Origin of the sequence: Okeanomitos corallinicola TIOX110 (assembly GCF_038050375.1) — a bacterium.
In the GTDB taxonomy this organism is placed as follows: Bacteria; Cyanobacteriota; Cyanobacteriia; order Cyanobacteriales; family Nostocaceae; genus Okeanomitos; species Okeanomitos corallinicola.
This window is the reverse complement of record NZ_CP150886.1, coordinates 3,999,831-4,019,745: the sequence shown is the minus strand read 5'-3', so window position 1 is coordinate 4,019,745 and position 19,915 is coordinate 3,999,831. Positions and strand designations below refer to the sequence as shown.

General features: G+C 37.3%; 20 protein-coding genes and 1 pseudogene. 9 read left to right on the top strand and 12 right to left on the bottom strand.

Annotated features, from left to right (window positions below; genetic code table 11):
• Positions 1-179: 179 nt before the first annotated feature.
• The 3 genes from WJM97_RS17585 to glyA all read right to left on the bottom strand — a co-directional run bounded on the left by WJM97_RS17585 (position 180) and on the right by glyA (position 4,350).
• Entirely contained in the window at positions 180-1,448 is a 1,269-nt protein-coding gene (locus WJM97_RS17585; protein WP_353930076.1) for a competence/damage-inducible protein A, read from the bottom strand.
• A gap of 54 nt (positions 1,449-1,502) precedes the next feature.
• Positions 1,503-2,549: an MraY family glycosyltransferase gene (locus tag WJM97_RS17580; RefSeq protein WP_353930075.1), complete on the bottom strand. Its 1,047-nt coding sequence runs from the start codon at positions 2,547-2,549 to the stop codon at positions 1,503-1,505.
• Between the two features lie 517 nt (positions 2,550-3,066).
• Positions 3,067-4,350: a serine hydroxymethyltransferase gene (glyA, locus tag WJM97_RS17575; protein ID WP_353930074.1), complete on the bottom strand. Its 1,284-nt coding sequence runs from the start codon at positions 4,348-4,350 to the stop codon at positions 3,067-3,069.
• Positions 4,351-4,688: 338 nt separating this feature from the next.
• Between glyA and WJM97_RS17570 the strand changes: the two genes are divergently transcribed.
• Positions 4,689-4,886, top strand: a complete 198-nt coding sequence (locus tag WJM97_RS17570; RefSeq protein WP_353930073.1) for a hypothetical protein — start codon at positions 4,689-4,691, stop codon at positions 4,884-4,886.
• A gap of 170 nt (positions 4,887-5,056) precedes the next feature.
• Positions 5,057-5,536 carry a Tic20 family protein gene (locus WJM97_RS17565; protein WP_353930072.1) on the top strand — a complete coding sequence of 160 codons (480 nt, stop codon included), beginning with the start codon at positions 5,057-5,059 and terminating at the stop codon, positions 5,534-5,536.
• Between the two features lie 3 nt (positions 5,537-5,539).
• Here the strand turns inward: WJM97_RS17565 and WJM97_RS17560 are convergent, their stop codons facing one another.
• Positions 5,540-6,313 (bottom strand): fumarylacetoacetate hydrolase family protein, encoded by a 774-nt coding sequence (locus tag WJM97_RS17560; protein WP_353930071.1) that lies wholly within the window; start codon positions 6,311-6,313, stop codon positions 5,540-5,542.
• 183 nt (positions 6,314-6,496) lie between these two features.
• On the opposite strand from WJM97_RS17560, the gene rpsF reads away from it, so the two are divergent.
• Positions 6,497-6,823 (top strand): 30S ribosomal protein S6, encoded by a 327-nt coding sequence (rpsF, locus tag WJM97_RS17555; RefSeq protein WP_353930070.1) that lies wholly within the window; start codon positions 6,497-6,499, stop codon positions 6,821-6,823.
• Positions 6,824-7,287: 464 nt separating this feature from the next.
• Positions 7,288-7,854, top strand: a complete 567-nt coding sequence (locus WJM97_RS17550) for an Npun_F5560 family protein (protein WP_353930069.1) — start codon at positions 7,288-7,290, stop codon at positions 7,852-7,854.
• Positions 7,855-8,205: 351 nt separating this feature from the next.
• Here WJM97_RS17550 and WJM97_RS17545 read toward each other — a convergent pair whose 3' ends face one another.
• Positions 8,206-8,556 (bottom strand): STAS domain-containing protein, encoded by a 351-nt coding sequence (locus WJM97_RS17545; RefSeq protein WP_353930068.1) that lies wholly within the window; start codon positions 8,554-8,556, stop codon positions 8,206-8,208.
• A gap of 493 nt (positions 8,557-9,049) precedes the next feature.
• On the opposite strand from WJM97_RS17545, the gene WJM97_RS17540 reads away from it, so the two are divergent.
• On the top strand, positions 9,050-9,676 hold the full coding sequence (locus tag WJM97_RS17540) for a DedA family protein (RefSeq protein WP_353930067.1): 627 nt from the start codon (positions 9,050-9,052) through the stop codon (positions 9,674-9,676).
• Between the two features lie 77 nt (positions 9,677-9,753).
• On the opposite strand, the gene WJM97_RS17535 is transcribed toward WJM97_RS17540, so the two are convergent.
• Positions 9,754-10,953, bottom strand: coding sequence for an argininosuccinate synthase (locus WJM97_RS17535; RefSeq protein WP_353930066.1), 1,200 nt, complete (start codon positions 10,951-10,953; stop codon positions 9,754-9,756).
• A gap of 197 nt (positions 10,954-11,150) precedes the next feature.
• Between WJM97_RS17535 and WJM97_RS17530 the strand changes: the two genes are divergently transcribed.
• Positions 11,151-12,116, top strand: coding sequence for a glycosyltransferase (locus tag WJM97_RS17530; RefSeq protein ID WP_353933202.1), 966 nt, complete (start codon positions 11,151-11,153; stop codon positions 12,114-12,116).
• A 215-nt stretch (positions 12,117-12,331) separates the two neighbouring features.
• Here WJM97_RS17530 and WJM97_RS17525 read toward each other — a convergent pair whose 3' ends face one another.
• Positions 12,332-12,985, bottom strand: coding sequence for a biopolymer transporter ExbD (locus WJM97_RS17525; RefSeq protein WP_353930065.1), 654 nt, complete (start codon positions 12,983-12,985; stop codon positions 12,332-12,334).
• Positions 12,975-13,763 carry a MotA/TolQ/ExbB proton channel family protein gene (locus WJM97_RS17520; RefSeq protein ID WP_353930064.1) on the bottom strand — a complete coding sequence of 263 codons (789 nt, stop codon included), beginning with the start codon at positions 13,761-13,763 and terminating at the stop codon, positions 12,975-12,977. Before WJM97_RS17520 ends, WJM97_RS17525 begins: the two co-directional genes overlap by 11 nt.
• A gap of 228 nt (positions 13,764-13,991) precedes the next feature.
• On the opposite strand from WJM97_RS17520, the gene WJM97_RS17515 reads away from it, so the two are divergent.
• Positions 13,992-14,294 carry a YkvA family protein gene (locus tag WJM97_RS17515; protein WP_353930063.1) on the top strand — a complete coding sequence of 101 codons (303 nt, stop codon included), beginning with the start codon at positions 13,992-13,994 and terminating at the stop codon, positions 14,292-14,294.
• Positions 14,295-14,531: 237 nt separating this feature from the next.
• Positions 14,532-14,744, top strand: coding sequence for a hypothetical protein (locus WJM97_RS17510; protein WP_353930062.1), 213 nt, complete (start codon positions 14,532-14,534; stop codon positions 14,742-14,744).
• 170 nt (positions 14,745-14,914) lie between these two features.
• On the opposite strand, the gene WJM97_RS17505 is transcribed toward WJM97_RS17510, so the two are convergent.
• The 4 genes and pseudogenes from WJM97_RS17505 to WJM97_RS17490 all read right to left on the bottom strand — a co-directional run bounded on the left by WJM97_RS17505 (position 14,915) and on the right by WJM97_RS17490 (position 19,383).
• Positions 14,915-16,588 (bottom strand): NAD+ synthase, encoded by a 1,674-nt coding sequence (locus WJM97_RS17505; protein WP_353930061.1) that lies wholly within the window; start codon positions 16,586-16,588, stop codon positions 14,915-14,917.
• Between the two features lie 76 nt (positions 16,589-16,664).
• On the bottom strand, positions 16,665-17,414 hold the full coding sequence (locus WJM97_RS17500) for an NUDIX domain-containing protein (protein ID WP_353930060.1): 750 nt from the start codon (positions 17,412-17,414) through the stop codon (positions 16,665-16,667).
• A pseudogene (locus WJM97_RS17495) lies at positions 17,357-17,981 on the bottom strand (nicotinate-nucleotide adenylyltransferase). Before WJM97_RS17495 ends, WJM97_RS17500 begins: the two are co-directional and overlap by 58 nt.
• A gap of 1 nt (position 17,982) precedes the next feature.
• Positions 17,983-19,383 (bottom strand): nicotinate phosphoribosyltransferase, encoded by a 1,401-nt coding sequence (locus WJM97_RS17490; RefSeq protein ID WP_353930059.1) that lies wholly within the window; start codon positions 19,381-19,383, stop codon positions 17,983-17,985.
• A 371-nt stretch (positions 19,384-19,754) separates the two neighbouring features.
• On the opposite strand from WJM97_RS17490, the gene WJM97_RS17485 reads away from it, so the two are divergent.
• Entirely contained in the window at positions 19,755-19,907 is a 153-nt protein-coding gene (locus tag WJM97_RS17485) for a nicotinate phosphoribosyltransferase (RefSeq protein ID WP_353930058.1), read from the top strand.
• The last annotated feature ends 8 nt before the right edge of the window (positions 19,908-19,915 follow it).

The following is a 19,915-nucleotide window of genomic DNA, read 5'->3' as shown; positions in this document are numbered from 1 at the left end:
AATGAGAATTTGCTCAAAACTCATTCCTTCTACTTATATCAGAATATAATTTATTGCAAAAGTTCCTATATTTAATAAACTACACGTACTTTTTAAAACCTCAAACTATACCTCATCGTATCCATACTGAATAAAAAACCTTTCGATTGTTTACTACGATAAGTTTTATAACTTAGACATTAACTAGTTGATTCATTGTATTTGCTAATTAAACTGCGACGCAATTTATCCAAAGCCGTGGATGCACTTAAATACTGAATAAAGGCTCTATTTCGCATAGATCCAAATCTACATTCATAATTTATTACCTGATCTTCCGGACCAGCTAATCCAATATAAACTAAACCCACAGGTTTTGTATCCGTCCCTCCAGTCGGACCAGCAATACCTGTAATACTTAATCCCCATTTAGTATTGAGAGAATTTTTAACACCAACTGCCATTTGTTCGGCTACTTTAGCACTCACCGCTCCAAAATTTTCTAAATCTTCAGAATTAACTGCCAACAATCTAACTTTGACAGAATTATCATAGGCAATTACACCGCCCCAAAAGTAATCAGAACTACCAGGAATTTCTGTTAGTAGTTGCCCTAATCCACCACCAGTACAAGATTCTGCCACAGATAAAGTTCCCCCTGATGATCGCAATAATCCACCAACAACAGAAGCCAAGGTCTCATTATCAGTGCCGTAATAATCTAAACCAGCAATTTCTCTTAATTGTTGTTCAACAGGTGAAATTAATGCTGCTGCTGCTTGTGAATTAGATGCTTTGGCAGAAATTCTTAACCGTACTTCTCCCTTACCAGCATAGGGTGCTACAGTGGGATTAGGTAAATTAAAGTAAGCAGATACTTTTTCAGCTAATACTGATTCACCAATACCCCAAAATTTTAAACTACGGCTATAAATAATCTCCTCACCCCAACCCTGACTTTTCAGAAAAGGAACTGCTGTATCTGTCCACATCCGGTGCATTTCGCTAGGTACACCAGGAAAGGTAAAAATAGTTAATCCCGGACGGGGTTGCCAGATAATGCCTGGTGCTGTTCCCGTAGGATTAGGTAACACTTCTGCACCTTGGGGAATTAATGCTTGTTTACGGTTGCTTGGAGACATCACTCTGTCTCTCTGGGCAAATTTATTAGTGATATCTTCAATAATGTCAGCCCGTTCCACCAAGGGAACACCAAAAAAATCAGCGATGGTTTCACAGGTAAGGTCATCAGGTGTTGGTCCTAGTCCACCGGTGAAAATCAAAATTTCTGCCCTGGATGTGGCAATTTCAATTACTTGTTTAAGCCTTTCAGGGTTATCCCCTACCACTGTTTGATAGTAATGAGGAATACCCAACTTTGCTAACTGCTGGGCAATAAATTGAGAATTACTGTTAAGAATATCTCCTAACAGCAGTTCAGTTCCAACACAAATAATTTCTGCACTCATGAAACTAGAAAATATGAAGACGCTATAGTTATCGGTTAATGCTAATGACTAAAATCAAGATTGTCGAGAAAGTTTCCAAACTCGCCAGATAGCATAGCTTAACACAGAGGTAGATGCACAGGCATAGGTAACACCGCTAGGAATACCAGCAATGGCTAATGCTAAACTACCTACCCAAAGGGTTAAAGAGTAAATAAACAAAACTGTTAACCTATGAGATAAACCAGCTTGGAGTAAACGATGATGTAAATGGCGTTTATCTGCGATAAAAGGAGATTTGCCATGGCGCAGTCGGGATAAAATTACTGCTGACATATCTACAATTGGTACTGCTAAAATTAAATAGGGCAAGACAACAGCAGTAAAGGCAGGGATTTTTACCAAACCAATCACACCTACCGCAGCTAAGGTAAAGCCCATAAAATAAGATCCACCATCACCCATAAAGATTTGAGCAGGGTTAAAGTTATATCGAAGGAATCCCAAGGCCGCACCAGCTAAAGCAGCAGCTATTAAAGCCGCAGCTGGTTGGTGCATAAATAGGGATACCAATAGCATTACCACAGCAGCAATTCCACTTACTCCCGCTGCTAGTCCATCTAAACCATCAATCCAGTTAATAGCATTAACCATTCCCACTAGCCAAATAACTGTAATTGGCAAACTCAACCAGTATAGATTAACAATGCCAATGGTAGGAACAGTGACAAAATCTATACTTACCCCTGCTTTCCAAGCACCAATGGCTATTAATACTTGTAGCAGTAAGCGCAAAAAGGGAGATAGGTTTAATAAGTCATCTGCTAAACCGATGAAGAAAAACCCCATCCCACCAAATGTTACGCCCCAAATTTGCCATTCTTTTTCTGGGGGTAAGTTGGCAAAACCTCCTAACCACCAGACAATTAATAGGGAGATAATAGTACCAGCAAAAATAGATACTCCTCCTAAACGTACCATTGGGTGTTGATGAATTTTTCTCCCACCAGGTTTATCTACACGTCCATTTTTGATGCCAAACTTTTTGACATCGGGAATAGTCCAAAGAACGACTACTGCGGCTACAAGAAAGGCTATCAGATGATAAATCTGGGCAGGCATCGGTATTTCTAATAATTAGTTGGTATCAATACTTGCTGCTTGTTGGAGAAATGATTGGAGGATAAGTGAAAGAAAAACCTGAAAGTTTTAACTATTTACTTTTTCCTAGACCTAATTATTTAAAAATCAGGATTTTCTCCGAGCAGTATTGTGGTTGATATGAAAAAATTTGTGTGAGGATTATTGCTACAAATTATATTTACTACATTTAGGGTATTTATCAGCATAAGAGTTTTTGAATATTAGATATTCACTTAAATAGATAGTTATGTAGTAGATAATCTTGGTATTTAATGAATTATTAATTACAGAGCTTACGCAAAAAATATTGGATAGATTTGATGTTTTTTAGCCCTAATTTAGTGATTTACTGCCAAATTATTTAATTTTTTTAGGTTGTAGACTCAAATCCTTCACTATAGGATTAGCTATTGACTAAACTAAAATTTTTATCCACTCATATTTTAGATTTGAGATCATCATAGTCATCCCAAATCTAAAATAAATTTTTAACTACTTAGACTATGGCTGGAATAGGAACTTCTAAATGAGGGTATAGTGGGAAACGTTCGCATAAGGATGCTACTCGACGACGACAATCTGCTGCTACTGTGTCTGATTCTGGAGAAAGTAGGCGATCGCTAATAATATTACCAATCTCTGTAAACTCCGCTACACCTAAACCTCTAGTGGTCATGGCCGCTGATCCTAATCTCAATCCACTGGTAACAAATGGTGATTCTGGATCAAACGGTACTGTATTCTTATTAGCTGTAATATTTACACCACTGACTAACTTATCAGCCTTTTTCCCTGTCATGGCAACAGAACGTAAATCTACTAACATTAAATGGTTATCTGTCCCATTAGATACTAGTTTCAAACCTCTGTTTTGCAATTGGTTAGCCAAAGCACGGGCATTTTCAATTACTTGGCCGGAGTAGGTTGTAAACTCTGGCTGGAGTGCTTCTCCAAAAGCCACTGCTTTACCTGCAATAACGTGTTCTAATGGTCCGCCTTGAGTACCAGGAAAAACTGATTTATCCAACTTTTTACCCAATTCCGCATCACGGGTTAAAATCAGACCTCCCCGTGGCCCACGTAGGGTTTTGTGGGTTGTGGTTGTAACGACATCGCAGTAAGGAATGGGGTTAGGATGATGACCTGTGGCCACTAAACCGGCAATATGGGCAATATCTGCTAGGAGGTAAGCTCCTATTTCATCGGCAATACTGCGGAATTTTTCAAAGTCAATAATCCGGGGATAGGCTGAATAACCGCAAATTAATAATTTAGGCCGCTCTTTGAGGGCTAAATCACGAATTTGATCATAATCAAGCTGTTCTGTGGTTTGGCTAACTCCGTAGTGTTGAACTTCAAACCATTTACCGGAAACATTGACGGGAGAACCATGGGTTAAATGTCCACCATGGGACAAGTCCATGCCCATAATTTTATCCCCTGGTTGTAACAGGGTGAGGAAGACGGCAAAGTTAGCCTGTGCGCCAGAATGGGGTTGAACGTTAGCATGAGCAGCACCAAATAACTGTTTGGCTCTATCAATGGCTATTTGTTCGATTTTGTCAACAAATTCACAGCCGCCATAGTAGCGTTTACCTGGCAGGCCCTCAGCGTATTTATTGGTTAAGACAGAACCTTGAGCAGCTAATACGGCAGCAGAGGTAAAGTTTTCACTGGCGATCATTTCTAAATGATCACGTTGTCTTTGTAATTCTTGGTTAATTAATTCGTTGATAGCAGGATCAGCTGATTTGAGGATTTCTGAGTTAGTTTTATTCACGGCAATATTCCTTGAATGATCTTTGAGGTTATTGGTGATGTGGATTACAGCACTATTGCAATCAGGGCTATAACTGTTTTTTAAAAGCCTGTTTAAATGTTAACTTGATTATTTAACAACAGGAAAGTTGTGATTTCTATGTATTAATAAGCTTTTTGCAAATTTTGAGATATTTTGCTTGTCTTTAACTGATCATAAGAGTCTACGTATTAATTTTGACTAACAAACAGAAATAACCAAGATATCTAACATACAATAAAATCAGGTGCAGTGAGCAAGTATTTGCTATTTTCTGCGTTCATACCTTGATACTCAAAGAATTGACAGGAGGAATTGAGATGTTAGTCATTTTAACGGATGATCAAATCTTTGCCCCTGAGCAAGTTTGCAGGTCTTGTGTGCTTGCGAATAATAATGGACAACCTCGTTGGCAAGGGGGTAAACTCCGCTGCGGTCAAGCTATTCACAAATGTACGGAGCAAAACCTTGAACAGTATGAGTGTATTATGGGTTTCCGTATTGCTAATATCCAGTAGTCAATAGTTTTTTATTCTCTGGTTTAGTGAGGATAGTAATCTTTATAAGATTCAGTAGCTAGTGGGCAACTTCTATAAAACAGAAATAAGAGAATTATATGGCAATACTGGGCAATTGCGTTATCCTATGTTCAAATAGCTATTAAAATTTAGTCATAGGAGAATTTACTATGAATTGGCGCGGATCTATAACTTTTCCTGATCGCATTTTTGCTTGTTTACCTTATTTAATACCTCTAATTGAGAGCTTGAAATTTGGTAGCTCTTTAATGGCACAGTTTCCGGTATTACAAGTGTTGCTTTTGCCAGTGCTAATAGTTGGGTCAGTTTATAATAGTTTAGGATCAATTGGTCAAATTGTCATATTTTTTGCTCTGTTCTTGTTGGTAGTCAGAAACGAAAAAATCAGTCATTTTATCCGTTTCAATACTATGCAGGCCATTCTTTTGGATATTGTCTTAATTTTGTGTTCTATAGGGTTACAAATTTTAGGTTCGGCTCCAGGTACTGGCTTTGCACTACAAACTTTGGCTAATACGATATTTCTAGGCATTTTGGCATCATTTGTTTATGCTGTTTTCCAGTCTGTTATGGGGCGTTATGCGGAAATACCAGCTATTTCTGATGCAGTACATATGCAAGTTCGCTAGGTTTTAACGTTGGGTAACTGTGTTTTCTAAGCGGCCAATACCTTCAATTTCCACACGGATGCGATCGCCCAAATTTAATGGACCAACTCCCAAGGGTGTACCTGTTAAAATTACATCCCCTGGTAATAGGGTCATTACTTGACTGATGTAAGAAACTAAAAAATCAGGGGCAAATACCATTTGATCAATACAACTAGATTGGACTGGATGGAGTTGATCATTTAAAAACGTCTGTATTTTTGCGCCTGGATTCAATTCTCGGACTATCCACGGGCCTAAAGGGCAAAATGTATCAAAACCCTTGGCTCTTGTCCATTGAGCATCTTTTTTTTGTAGATCTCTAGCTGTCACGTCATTGGCGATGGTATAACCCCAAATTTTGCTCTGGGCTTCCTCTGGTGTACAGTCACAGGTGCGATCGCCTATTACTAATGCTAACTCCCCTTCATAGTCTACCCGCTGGGATTGTGAAGGATATTTAATTTCCATATCTGAGGCAATGACAGATGTAGGTGGTTTGAAAAAAATCAGAGGTTCGGCGGGTACAGCACCTCCCATTTCTGCTGCATGATCAGCATAGTTTTTACCTACGGCGATAATTTTAGAAGGTGAACAGGGAGCAAGAAGTCGGTATTCATCGGGTTCTAAGATTAATTCTGTGGGTTGACCTTCTAACCAAGGTGGAGCATCTAAAATTTCCACATTGAGAGATAGCTGTAGTAACCCGTAGAAAATTTGTCCTTCTTGACTTTTCACTCGCACATAGCGTTGCGCCATAAGTTTAACTTATATCCTTAAATATGTAAATTTTGGCGGATTCAGCTGATGATTACGATCAAAAGCTGGTAAGATTATAATTCCTTGTTGCTTCAGATGCTGATTTTTATCAGTAACTTAGGAATTTTACTTGTATAAATCAGTGAAAGCAGCCTTTTTTGTCCATAAGGTAATTCAGAATATATGACCACAGTTTACGAGACAATGTACATTATCCGCCCTGATTTGGGAGATGAGCAGGTAGAGCAAGTTGTGACTAAATACCAAAACTTTCTAACTGAGCAGGGTGCTGAGAATTTGGAAATTCAAAATCGTGGTAAGCGTCGTCTTGCCTATGAAATTGATAGACATCGTGATGGTATTTACATTCAATTAAACTATACTGCCCCAGCAGCGGCGATCGCTCCTTTTGAGCGTGCTATGCGTTTAAGTGAAGAAGTAATTCGTTATCTGACTATTAAACAGGAAGTACCTGAAGAAAAATCAGAACCAGAAGCTGTACCAGCTTAAAAGTTTCTCAGCGAGGGATTGATTAATAATTCCTCGCTAGTATCCGAATCATTTTTATTTTTGTAGAAAAATTAATTTTTTAGATAAATTTACGTATTTGAACAGTTGTCAATTTCTCTTAATTGCGGTATGTTTTGGATAAAATCATTAAGTGAATTTTTTTCCTATACACTACCGGTATGATAGAAAAACAACAGCACAGATAAAAACTTTGTTACAAATGCCTAAGTTGTTGTTGACTAATTAGGCTGTATATGAAATTACTTTCATAGCTTATTTGACAGAAAAAAGTTTTGTCCTCTGTGTATTCAGGTTATTAGCTAAGGACAAAATCTTGCCTACAATAAGCTTTTGACTTACTCAATCCTGCTTGAAAACAGCGAGTCTCAAATATACTATTCCAGTATTTAAGCATTTACCCAAGCCTACTTTGTCGCAGTTATACATAAGAGATATAAACTACTGTGAGCCAATCAGAAACACCCGACATCCAAAACCTTTCGACTGAAGTATCCCAGTTACGCCAAGAATTGCAGCTTCGGGATCAATTAGTCCAACAGCTGTCTCAAGAACTGTTTCGACTTGTTAAGGGTAACACTAACTTTATTCCTCAAAAGTCGGAAGTTGAGTATGATGTTAGCCAATTAGAAGCTTTAAGGGAACAACTACAAGCAGTTGAAGAGCAAGTAAATTTTTACCAAGAGCAAATTACATCTCGTGATGCGGAAATTCATCAGTTAAGACAGTCAGTGCAAGAGCTAACTGATCGCAGCCGAATGTTAGAGCAGGTAGTACAGGAGTTACCCCAAATTTATCGTCGTAAATTTGAGGAAAGAATGACACCTGTTAGAGACAAAGTCGCTATACTACAAAGGGAAAACCGCCAACTGCAAGCGGAGTTACAGAGTGTTAGTTATCGTCTAGCATTGAAAACTCGTCACTCTAGTCATAGTGGTATAGATCTACCAAATTTTTCTAGTTCAATTCCAATTCATGAACAAGATAGTATATCTGCTCCTCAAAATGTCTAATATAGTAGGTGACAGGGAACAGGTGACAGGTGACAGAGCTAGAAGTATTTCAGTGTCTAAGTTTTAGTTCTGCTTAATGTCCTAACAGCCTTGTCCATTGCTACACTACAGCAAATGTTGATAATGACGAGTTGTAGACATATCAATGATTTTTTGCAGCTAATTTATTTTTAATTAAGCCATTCGCCTAGCGGCTAAACCTCTATTAAATCTACATATAGCTTGAGATAAATAGAGGTTAAGCTTGCTAGAGCGCTGCTTATAATTGTTATATTGAGTAATGTGTTATTAAGGTTAACAGTGAAAAACTTTGTTTAACCTGACTTTTTCCTTATGGATAACAGTTGTTTATCATGCTGTTGCCAAAGTTTTATCTTCAAAGGTAGATAAAATTTCTTCGTAATTATCAACTATTTCAAAAACTGAATCTAAGTGAGTTAATTCTAATACTAATCTAACAGGAGCTTGTACATTACAAAGAACTAGACGACAACCGCTTTCGTGTACAGCTTTGAGTGCTTGTACTAGGGGAACTAAACCAGAACTATCCATGAATCCAACCTCTGCTAAATCTATCACCCACAGTTGCTGAGACTCAAGCTTGACTTCTGCCATTTTTTTGCTCAAGGCTGTGGCAGTCTCTAAATCTATTCTGCCTTGGGGTTTGAAGAAAATAACGGGCTTGTCTTGTGTAAGAGTCATAAATTTCACCAAGTAGTGGAACTGGTAGTGGAAACGCTAGAGAACCAGAATTTTGTTAAACCTGAGCATCTGTCAACAGTAATGATACTAGTTATATAAATCTCAGTACATAACCTAATTGTAGTCACTACAATGAATATGCTACAGAAATCATGGTTAAACAGCGTATAAAATTTGATAGATAACCAAATTATAGGCATAAATGCCTGGGAATTTCGGTATCTAAATTAACTATTACAAAAATCTTATAATTTTTTTGAAAATCATAAGTTTTTGATAATTAGTTACCAAAATTTAATATAGAACTACAGAGCAAGCAATGAAGATTTCAGAAATATGTTGTGAAAGTTTGAAGAATATGATTCAAATTACCGTTGGGTAAGGGTTTGGGAAAAATTTAAACAGAGACACGTAGCTTAAATATGTTGACACCCGAGTCAAAGACAAGCCAAGATATATAAAAAGTAAAAATTTGTAAAGTCGGCGGTGCTGGATGTCTTTTGAGCTAATTTCACTAGAAAATATCCAAGAATTTGCCCAATCTTACGGTTATTGGGCGATTTTTTTAGGAATTTTGCTAGAGAATTTGGGCATTCCTCTTCCCGGTGAAACCGTAACTCTAGTAGGAGGTTTCTTAGCTGGTAGTGATGAACTTAATTACTGGCTAGTCTTGGGTGACGCTGTTACAGGTGCTGTAATTGGCGGTAATTGCGGCTATTGGATTGGTAGGGTTGGCGGTTGGCCATTCCTATTACAAGTAGGAAAGATATTTCGCATATCGGAAGCACGACTACTAGGTATTAAAGATCAATTTAGTGAAAATGCTGCGAAAGCTGTATTTTTTGGCCGCTTTTTCGCTTTACTGAGAATTTTTGCTGCTCCACTTGCGGGAATTGCGGGAATGTCTTTCGGTAAATTCTTGGTGTATAACTTAGCTGGGGCTACGGCCTGGGCTAGTGCAATGGTCTCTTTAGCGTTCTTTGCTGGCAAAATTGTTTCCCTAGAACAATTAGTTACTTGGGTAAGTCAATTTGCGATTTTGGCACTAATTATTTTAGTTGCTGTAATTGCTGTGCCTATTTGGTGGGAATCACGCCAGGTTAAGCATTTAGGAGAATAGGTGATTGGACACAAGTGCAAGGTGCAGGGAAGAATACATTTCTACCTGTCACCTGTCACCTGTCACCTGTCACCTACTTACTTGTTATTTTCCGCCCAAATGCGGGTGGGTAGACCCCAAACATAGATAAAACCTTCTGCGGCTTTATGATCAAATTGATCGTCTGCACCGTAGGTTGCTAAGTCGGGAGTGTAGAGAGTGTTATCACTCCAACGTCCAACTATGGTGGCGTTACCTTTAAAAAGTTTTAACCGCACAACACCGGATACTCGTTCTTGTGTTTGTTGAATAAAAGCATCAACTGCGGCTTTAAGTGGACTGTACCAAAGTCCATTATAGACAAGTTTGGTGTATGTTTCTTCAATACCCCGTTTGTACTGGGTGACATCTGCTGTTAAAGTGAGACTTTCTAAATCACGATGGGCATTGATGAGAACTACCATAGCTGGTGATTCATATATTTCCCGTGATTTGATGCCTACTAAACGGTTTTCAATCATGTCAATACGACCGATGCCATGATTACCAACGATTTGATTGAGTTGTTCGATTAACTCTACTGGTGTTTTGGATTGACCGTTGATTGTGACGGGAATGCCTTTGACAAAGCCGATTTCCAGATATTCTGGTTCATCTGGGGTATTTGCTATGGCTTTGGTCATTTCATAGATTTCTTCTGGGGGTTCGTTGGCTGGGTCTTCTAATGTACCAGCTTCAATACTGCGACCAAGTAAGTTTTTGTCAATGCTAAAGGGAGAAGACTTCTTTACAGGTGTAGGAATACCAAAAGTTTCCCCATAGGCGATGGTTTCCTCACGACTCATTCCCCATTCTCTGGCGGGTGCAAGAATTTTTAAGTTAGGGTTTAAGGCTGTACAGGAAACATCAAACCGAACTTGATCGTTACCTTTACCTGTGCAACCGTGAGCGATCGCATCAGCACCATATTTTTCGGCTGTTTCGACTAATACCTTGGCAATTAAAGGTCTAGCTAATGCAGTTCCTAAAGGATAGCGATTTTCATAGAGCGCATTGGCCTGAATTGCCGGGAATGCGTAATCCTTAACGAAGATATCTTTTACGTCTGCTACAAGAGATTCACTTGCACCTGATTTTAGGGCTTTTTCCCGAACTGGTTCTAATTCATCCCCTTGACCTAAATCCGCTGCTAGGGTAATTACCTCTTCAACTCCCCACTCTTCTTTTAAGTAGGGGATACAAACAGAAGTATCTACTCCACCAGAATATGCTAAAACAACCTTTTTGGCGCGACCCATTAGTTTCTCCAGTTAGAAAAACAAACAATGAGTCATTATTATATATAAACTCAACCGTGTATAGTTTTTTCGTGCAACAGATTTTGAATTAAAATTTTCAAAGTCTGACCTGATCAGCTTTTGAATTCAAGTTTATGTACTCAGACAAATATTTTAGTCAGAAACCTTGACTGTGTTCTGTTTGTCATATTCTGAAGATAGATAATAGTATTTTAGGTAAAACTGTGTTTTTCAGTGTTGTAATACCCACTTACAATCGGTTGCCAATTTTGCAAAAGTGCCTCCGCGCTTTAGAGTTACAAGAGTTGGGTGATCAAACTCCCATAACAGGTTATGAGGTTGTGCTGGTTGATGATGGTTCTACGGACGGGACATTAGAATGGTTAGATGCAAATAAAGAAGAGTTTCCTCATGTACGCTGTTTTGAACAGGATCATGCTGGGCCTGCTGCGGCTAGAAATCTCGGTGTAGAAAAAGCACTGGGAGATACTATTATTTTTATTGATAGTGATTTAGTAGTTTTGTCTAATTTTTTGCAAGCTCATACGGATGCTTTGGTGCAGGGCAGAGAAAAGTTCAAGAGCGATTGCTGTTTTACCTATGGTGCAGTTATTAATACTTGCAATTTTGATCACCCCACAGCCGAACCATATAAAATCACAGATTTTTCTGCGGCTTTTTTTGCTACTGGGAATGTGGCAATTCCCAAACATTGGTTAGAAAAAGCTGGTTTATTTGATACTAGATTTCAACTTTATGGATGGGAAGATTTAGAACTAGGGGTAAGGTTAAAAAACTTAGGTTTACAACTAATCAAATGTCCTGAAGCCGTCGGTTATCATTGGCATCCACCATTTGAATTAACACAAATTGATAATTTAATTGATAAGGAAATTCAACGGGGACGCATGGGGATTTTGTTTTATCAAAAACATCCCACTTGGGAGGTGAAAATGATGATTCAAATGACTTGGTTACATAGGTTATTATGGGGGATTTTATCTTTAAATGGTTTATTCAATGAAAAAACTAGCGCTCCTTTGTTGCAATGGTTAATTAATCTTGGTAAACCACAGTTAGCTTTAGAAATTGCCAGAATTTTCTTAAATTGGTACAACGTCAAGGCTGTTTATCAGGCTTATTCGGAGATAGGAAGCATTTAGTAAATAGGGGTTGCTGTTCAAAGTCTTTGTTTTCCAGCCAAAATAAATCCCCCTCAACCCAGGTTATACAAATGGGTTAGGGGGAACTGTTACAGTTATCAGTTATCAGTTATTAACTCTGTCCGTAATTATAAATCATATGGGCTGATAAATGTTAACTGTTGACTAGGGTAATTTATGAAACTTTACAGAATTATTCTCAACTTTTCTCATCTTTAAGGTGTGGAATTGTTATTTTCTGGTGTTGTTGATAGTGGAGGGGGGGTACTATTGGGAAATACTGGGGAAATACTGGGGTTGATACCTTGTCCTGGTAAGGAAAATGGACTAGGGGCTAAGGGAAAAGAAGGGTTAAGATTATTTTGCGGATCACTCCCTGGAATGGTGACAGTATTAGGTATTGGTACAACTGGGGGAGTGGAAAAGTCTGATAAATTACCAAGTGATTGAGAAGCACCAGGAATAATACCTAAAGAAACTCGATTACCTCCCACCTGTCGGAGCAAATCTAAGGTTTCAATCACATCATTATAGGTGGCTGTGCGAGAAGCATTAAGTACCAATATGCCACTAGGGTTAGTTTCAACGTAGTTTTTTAATCTTGTTTGCAATTCTTCCCTACTTACCTGGTCTTTTTCAATGAAGATTTTCCCAAGAGCATCTATAGTGACAGGTAAAATATTACTGCTTGAGTTAGCAAAAGAGGTCGTACCTGTACTTGCTTTGGGTAAATCAATGTTAATAGCTTGTTGTCTGGTGAATTGCACCGCAGCCAACAGGAAAAAAGTCAGGATACAAAAAACAACATCAATTAAAGGAATAATCTGAATTTGGGCTTCTTCAATGGGAGTATGTAAGTTAACTTTCATTTTCTAGCTCTGGTGGTGAGTTAGGTGAGGTATGGGAGGTTTTTTCTTCAGAGTTGAGTACAGAGTTTTGGTTAAAATTGTTTTTGCGTCGTTTGGAAGTGGAAATAACAGTCTCTTCTTTGGGTTCTTTAATTATTCCTAATTTACTTTGGTTAGGATCTGGTGGAGACTGACGGTAAAGTAATTCTAAATCGTTACCAGCTTTGTTAAAAACTTTGATTTGGTTGACTACAAAACCTTGAAACAAACGATAAAAAACTAATGTCACAATGGCGACTACTAACCCAGTAGCTGTACTAATTAAGGATTCACCAATACCTGTGGTAACACCAACGGTAGATTCTGTTCCTAAATCACCAATCCTAATTGAACCTAATGACTGTATTAAACCTAAGACTGTACCCAATAATCCCAACAATGGGGAAATGGCTATTACAGCTTCTAAGAGTTTTTCTCCTCTCCGCATTCCTGCTACTTCTTCTGCGGCGGTAGACTCTAAAGCTAGTCGGAAGGTTTCTGCATCAATTTTTTGCAAGTGTAGGGGTGCATAGAGAAAACGTCCAATGGGTTGACTGTAGGCTTTTTTGGCTATTTCTGTGGCGATTTCCCAGTTATCGGTGGCAGCATCAAGGACGCGCTCCACTATTTCTTTTTCCTGGGTGAAGATTCGCAACCAGAACCAGAAACGCTCAAAAATCACACTTAAAGACAGAACTGATAGCACTAGTAAAGGCCACATTGCTGGGCCACCTTTTTTAAACAGGTCTAAAATATCCACTTTGTAAGTTTCCTCTTTCCATGATTACAGCAACTATGCCTGGGCATTTTAATTTTAGAGATAATGCACCATTACCACACTCATTTACTCTATCGCTAGGTAAGCAGTTAAAAAAGTATGGTAGGTGATTACCATCATCTATACACAATAGGGCGGTTATTCCCACCGGGAGTTTCAAGGATTATTTGCCAAAATAAAAGTTAATCGCTGATACTAAAGGTTAAAATTATGAGTTTCTCAATTCAATCGCTTTACACTTGGTATCGTAATGTGCTGCGTAATCCTAAATATCGTTGGTGGGTAATTATTGGTACAGTAGCTTATCTTTTAAGTCCGATTGATATTGCTCCTGATTTTATCCCTGTTGTGGGACAGGTTGATGATCTTTTGCTGTTAACATTGTTGGTTTCTGAGGTTTCTGGATTGGTAATTGATGGTTGGAAGGCTCGTACAGGTCGTGTAGAAACTACTGGCGATGATTCTACCTCTACAGATAATACTGTTGATGTTGATGCAGTTTCTGTCAAGTAGTTTGACCTACAAAATACAATTTTATGATTTCCCCACTTTTGCCACCTATGGATAATTAGGGCTTGCTGAAGAGGGGATATTTATTTTGAGGTGAGTTGAATATTTTTGTAATTATTTATCTCTTAGCACTTTAGTTGATATTTTCTTTGGCATCGTGTTATTTTTAATACTTTTTCTGGGCATAATAGGAGTTAGGGAAATTACTGTTGTTAGTGTATTCGGCGAGGGAATTTCAAAATGAAAAGATATATACCTTTTATTTTCATTGGAACTGTACTGTTTGTTGCTGGGGGAGATAAGATTTTTCCTGGTGCGGTGGGAGAAGCAAGCACTCAAGCACGTACAACTGTAAATAATTTTTTTGTTGGTCTTTTTCCTACTTGGGAACCTAAGACTAAACCCTATGAACGAACTGAGAAAGAATTGGAAAACATAGAAAAGAGCAAGTAGGTATCTGGTTGTTAATTTTTTGTGGTTATTATCTCAAGCCTTTAATACTACTCCTCAATTCTGGATAAATTTATAGACTAATAACGCGTTCTCTGAAATTATTTTAACTTTGCCAATGTTCATATCAGAGAACGCACTAACCGTAACCTTAACTTTTTTGCTATTTATCCTCAATAATTTTCTATTTTACAAGCAATAGGCATTCTCCAACCAGTACCAAAAGCACGGTCAGTAATTTTCAGTCCTGGAGGTGCTTGACGACGTTTAAATTCTGCACGGGAAAGTAGTTTTAATACTCGATTTACTATTTCTTGATTATGTCCTGCGGCTACTATTTGCTCTGCTGATTGATGTTTATTAATCACACGTTCTAAAATATCATCTAATATGTCATAAGCTGGTAAGGAATCTTGATCAACTTGACCGGGTTTTAATTCTGCACTCGGTGGTTTGGTAATGATATGTTGGGGAATAATTTCTTGTTGATTATGGGTATTTAACCAATTACAAATAGAGTAAACACGGGTTTTTGGTACATCTGCAATTACCGCTAAACCACCATTCATATCACCGTAAAGTGTGCAGTAACCAACGGCCATTTCTGATTTATTACCTGTAGATAAAAGTAGATGACCAAATTTATTGGATATCCCCATCAATAAAGTCCCACGAATACGGGATTGAACATTTTCCTCAGCAATACCAAATTCTGTTCCTGTAAATAATTCTGATAATGTATGATCAAAATCTTGCATTAATTCCCCAATAGGTAAAATTTGCGTTTTAATCCCTAAATTATCCGCTAATTTTAAAGCATCACTGACAGAATGTTCAGAACTATAAGGAGAAGGCATTAACACACCTAAAACATTTTCTTTTCCTAATGCAATTGTCGCAATAGCAGCAACTAAAGCCGAATCTATACCACCACTTAAACCTAAGACAACTTTGGAAAAATGACATTTTTTGACATAATCTCGCACACCTAAAACTAAAGCTTGCCAGATTTCTTCATCTTCAGATTCATAAGTTGGATTAATAGAATTTAACTGTAAATCTTTTTCTTGTTCATTAAATTTAACTATTAATAAATCAGTTTCAAAACCTTTTGCACGAGAAATAATTTCACCTTGACGATTAAGTGCAAAACTACGACCATCAAAAATTAAATCATCATTTCCCCCAACTTGATTAGTATAAATTAATGGCTGTTGAAACTTTTCTGCACTATGTTTTAACATTGCTTCCCTTAACTGCTGTTTAGCAACTGTATAAGGAGAAGCTGATAAATTAACAATTAAATCTACACCTAAAATTGATAAGTCAGCAATGGGATTAACTGCATAATGACGTTTTCCCCAAAACTCCTCATTATTCCATAAATCTTCACAGATAGTTACGCCAATATTGATATCATCTAAAGCGAAATAATTAGCTTGTAATCCTGGTTCAAAATAGCGGTTTTCATCAAAAACATCATAAGTTGGTAATAGTCGCTTGTGGAAATATTGCTTAATTTCTCCATTTTCCAACCAAGCAATACTATTAAATAAAGATTTACCACCGATAATTTGAGCTTCTTTATTTTTAACAACAGTTCCCACTAAAACAGCTAAATCAGGTGGTAAGTCTTGAGCTAATTTTTTTAATGTACTATCCATTAATTTAAGAAAACCAGGATTCAATAATAAATCTCTGGGTGGATAACCACATAAAGAAAGTTCTGGTGTTAATAATAAACGGATACCATTTACCGCTACTTGTTGTGCAGCTTCTAGAATTTTTTGAGCATTTCCTGATAAGTCACCGATGATGGGGTTAAGTTGAGCAATTGCGATTTTCATATAATAAGAGAATTGGTAATGGGTAATAATTATTTTTGATTTTATTTTAACTATCGCTTGTCACCTATCACCTTAATTAAATAAAAACTAACGGTTTATCCTTAAAAGGTGCAAAAGCTTTCTCATCAAACTTATATAAACTAGCAGGACGACCTGCACCTCTGGATACTTTAATTCCGGTATCTGAGAGAAAACCTAGTTTAAGTAACCGCGCTCGAAAGTTAGAATAATCAGAAAAGTTTTCTCCTAAAACTGTGGTGTATAACTGATATAAATCATTGAGAGTAAAGGTTTCTGGTAAGACATCAAAAGCTACGGGACTGTATTCTAATTTATTTTTTAATCTTCTATGTCCATAGGTGATAATTTCATGGTGGTCAAATGCTAATTGTGGTATTTGTTTAACGGGATACCAAGCAATACCAGCGACTTTATCAGCAATTAATTCTGCTTCTTCAAACCGAACTAAGGCAAAATAACTAACTGATAAATAACGGACTCCATAACTATTAGTTTGTTCTCTGGGATCTCGGTGAGGACCACCAAAAGTGTATAGTTGTTCAAGGTAAAGATTATTAACTTTTATTTTTTCTGCCATAATGCGATAAGCAGCATTTTCTAAAGATTCTCCTTGACGGACTAAAGTACCGGGGAGACTCCAAGAGTTTGAAAATGGTTCTTGCTGTCGCATTACTAGCAGCACTAGAAGCCGATTTTGGGCTGTATCTACGGAAAATATAACGTTATCAACACCGACTTTAAAATCAGCTAAAGGTTGTTGATGGTGAGTAGAATTTGATATTTTATTATGGTTGCGTGCTGGCATTTAAACGTACAAATGCTCCCGATGAATGTAAGCAATTACAGGGGGGGTGAGGGTTTCGATATCTTTTTGTTCACGAAACGCTGTAGAGGAAACATCCAAACCTGTTAAACTAGCTATTTCAATTTTTCCTCCTAAGTTTCTCACTGCTTCTAAACTCAAATCATCTATTACATAACCTGGACGGGGAATTACTAAAAGTTTTACTTGATTTAGTAAATCTTTAATATGATACCACTTGGGTAACTGATTTATTAAATCTGAGCCAATTACTAAGGTATATTCAAAATTATTTCCCCATTTTGATTTTGCTTTTTCTACGGTTTCTAATGTTCGCCAACTACTTAATTCTTGTTCTAAACTAATATTATTTTCCGGTGCGTTTAGATCGGAAATTAATAAATTCAACATTGTGGCTCGATGTTCTAAATGTGTTTGTTGATCCTTGAAAGGATTATCTGCCGCCCAAACTGCTACCCAATTATAACTTTGAGATAGCCACTTAATAATTTTTTGATGTCCTGCGGTTGGTGGATCTGCGCTTGTGCCGAATAATGCAATATTTCTCATATTAATTGATGTCTTTTCCAGTTAGTTTCTTCGTTTTTTCAGTTAACTTTTCTAGCATTTCGGAAATTTCAACTTTAACAGCAAATGGATGTTCTAATCTTCTGATTTCCTCTGGTAAACTAGCTAAGGATGCGGCTGTTCTTTGTCTAATTGTGGTTAGATTCTCTGATGGTTTGATTTGTTTACCTTTTTTCATCAATAACTCTAATAAAGGTTGTTCGGAAACTGGTTTTTCTGCTGATAAACCTAGTCTATCAGTCTTTAATTTACCCTGAGAATAAGAACGGAAAATCTGTTTTTTGCCTGGATAAGTAAATTTACCGCTAGACATTTTCATCACAGGAATACCATCAATATCCACAAGTTTATAAACTCCATTGACTGGAGAACCTGTAACTAATTTTGTACCTAAACCATAACCATCAATTTCTGCACCTTCTTTTTTTAGTCTTTGTATTTCCCATTCGTCTAAGTCACCACTGGCAAAAATTGCCACTTCAGGAAGAAGCGATCGCACTTGTTTTGATAAACTGACTAAATCCCCAGAATCTAAACGTACTCCTTGTAATTTCATTTCCCCGTTCTTGACCTTTTCTGCCAATTTTTTAGCAGCAGCAACGGTATCATAAGTATCTATTAATAACGGCGCACCCGGAAAATATTCATGAAAGGCATGAAAGGCTTTTTCTTCACTTCCTTCTAAGGCTGACAATGCCATGACTAAGGCGTGAGCCATTGTACCACTTGGTTTCTGACCTAGTTGTAATGCTGCTAACACATTGGATGTGGCATCTAAACCACCCGCTAAGGCTGCTCTTGCTGCCCATAATGAGGCTTGAGGACTAAAGGCTCTCCGTGTGCCAAATTCTAATAATGTGGCTTTTTCCCCCGCAATATCACGTAATCTAGCGGCTTTGGTCGCTATTAAAGTTTGATAATTGAGTGTATTTAAAATGTAAGTTTCTACTAATTGTGCCTGCCATAAAGGTGCTTCTATTCTTAATAATGGTTCATTAGCAAACACTGCTGTGCCTTCTGGAACTGCCCACACATCGCCAGTAAAGACACCCTCTGCTAATAATGACCAAAAATGCTCCGGTACATGATTAAAAATTCCTGTTTTCTGTAAAGCAGAAATTTGAGCAGCATGAAAACGAAAATTGGATAAATATTCCAAAACCTGCGCTAAACCCATAGCTATCAAATAGCCGAAACCTTCAGGTAAGCGCCTGACAAACATTTCAAAACTGGCTTGTTTTTGTTCTATCCCTTCTCCAGTGTAACAAGCTGTCATTGTTAGCTGATACAAGTCAGTTAGCAAGCTGTAGTTTTCAGGGTTGATATTTAATTCTGGGTTTTGTCCGCTGTCTTTATTGTGATTAACATCCGCAAAATTTGTCATTTTTAAGCGTCCTAGCAAGAGTGCTTATTTTATTATGGTAGTTTCTACCATAATTAATGTCAAGTCTTAGGCTGATAATGGCTAAAATAGTTATAAATCAAGGAAAATTTAGCTATAAATACCTGTAATTTGATATTTATTAATAGTATTATCGAGTAATAACGGCAAAAAATGGGCTTTGACTTTGAGAGAATTGACAATTAGAATTAATAAAGAGAGTTTGAATTATCCAATTAATTAAGTATTGCAAACATATTTAAAAAATTATTGCGGAAACTTGCAATATATTGCGAAGATGAGCAGTTAATAAATATCGGCAGTAAAGTTATAAATATCTCAGATCAAGAGCATAAAAAAAGGAGTCGAAAATTATGATTATCTCCAGAGTGCTTGCTAGTATGATCCAGTTTATTTCTGAAGCTTTCATGAGAATTTTTAGCCCTACGGATGATGCTTATCCGGTGATTGGTTTTCAACCTTTTACTGGTGTTGCCTATAAAAAACGTCATGCAGCAAATTGGTAAATTTTAGA

Coding starts and splice junctions, on each gene's coding strand:
- WJM97_RS17585 (WP_353930076.1), bottom strand. CDS start 1,448: ATGAGTGCAGAAATTATTTGTGTTGGAACTGAACTGCTGTTAGGAGAT.
- WJM97_RS17580 (WP_353930075.1), bottom strand. CDS start 2,549: ATGCCTGCCCAGATTTATCATCTGATAGCCTTTCTTGTAGCCGCAGTA.
- WJM97_RS17570 (WP_353930073.1), top strand. CDS start 4,689: ATGTTAGTCATTTTAACGGATGATCAAATCTTTGCCCCTGAGCAAGTT.
- WJM97_RS17565 (WP_353930072.1), top strand. CDS start 5,057: ATGAATTGGCGCGGATCTATAACTTTTCCTGATCGCATTTTTGCTTGT.
- WJM97_RS17560 (WP_353930071.1), bottom strand. CDS start 6,313: ATGGCGCAACGCTATGTGCGAGTGAAAAGTCAAGAAGGACAAATTTTC.
- rpsF (WP_353930070.1), top strand. CDS start 6,497: ATGACCACAGTTTACGAGACAATGTACATTATCCGCCCTGATTTGGGA.
- WJM97_RS17545 (WP_353930068.1), bottom strand. CDS start 8,556: ATGACTCTTACACAAGACAAGCCCGTTATTTTCTTCAAACCCCAAGGC.
- WJM97_RS17540 (WP_353930067.1), top strand. CDS start 9,050: ATGTCTTTTGAGCTAATTTCACTAGAAAATATCCAAGAATTTGCCCAA.
- WJM97_RS17535 (WP_353930066.1), bottom strand. CDS start 10,953: ATGGGTCGCGCCAAAAAGGTTGTTTTAGCATATTCTGGTGGAGTAGAT.
- WJM97_RS17525 (WP_353930065.1), bottom strand. CDS start 12,985: ATGAAAGTTAACTTACATACTCCCATTGAAGAAGCCCAAATTCAGATT.
- WJM97_RS17515 (WP_353930063.1), top strand. CDS start 13,992: ATGAGTTTCTCAATTCAATCGCTTTACACTTGGTATCGTAATGTGCTG.
- WJM97_RS17510 (WP_353930062.1), top strand. CDS start 14,532: ATGAAAAGATATATACCTTTTATTTTCATTGGAACTGTACTGTTTGTT.
- WJM97_RS17505 (WP_353930061.1), bottom strand. CDS start 16,588: ATGAAAATCGCAATTGCTCAACTTAACCCCATCATCGGTGACTTATCA.
- WJM97_RS17500 (WP_353930060.1), bottom strand. CDS start 17,414: ATGCCAGCACGCAACCATAATAAAATATCAAATTCTACTCACCATCAA.
- WJM97_RS17490 (WP_353930059.1), bottom strand. CDS start 19,383: ATGACAAATTTTGCGGATGTTAATCACAATAAAGACAGCGGACAAAAC.
- WJM97_RS17485 (WP_353930058.1), top strand. CDS start 19,755: ATGATTATCTCCAGAGTGCTTGCTAGTATGATCCAGTTTATTTCTGAA.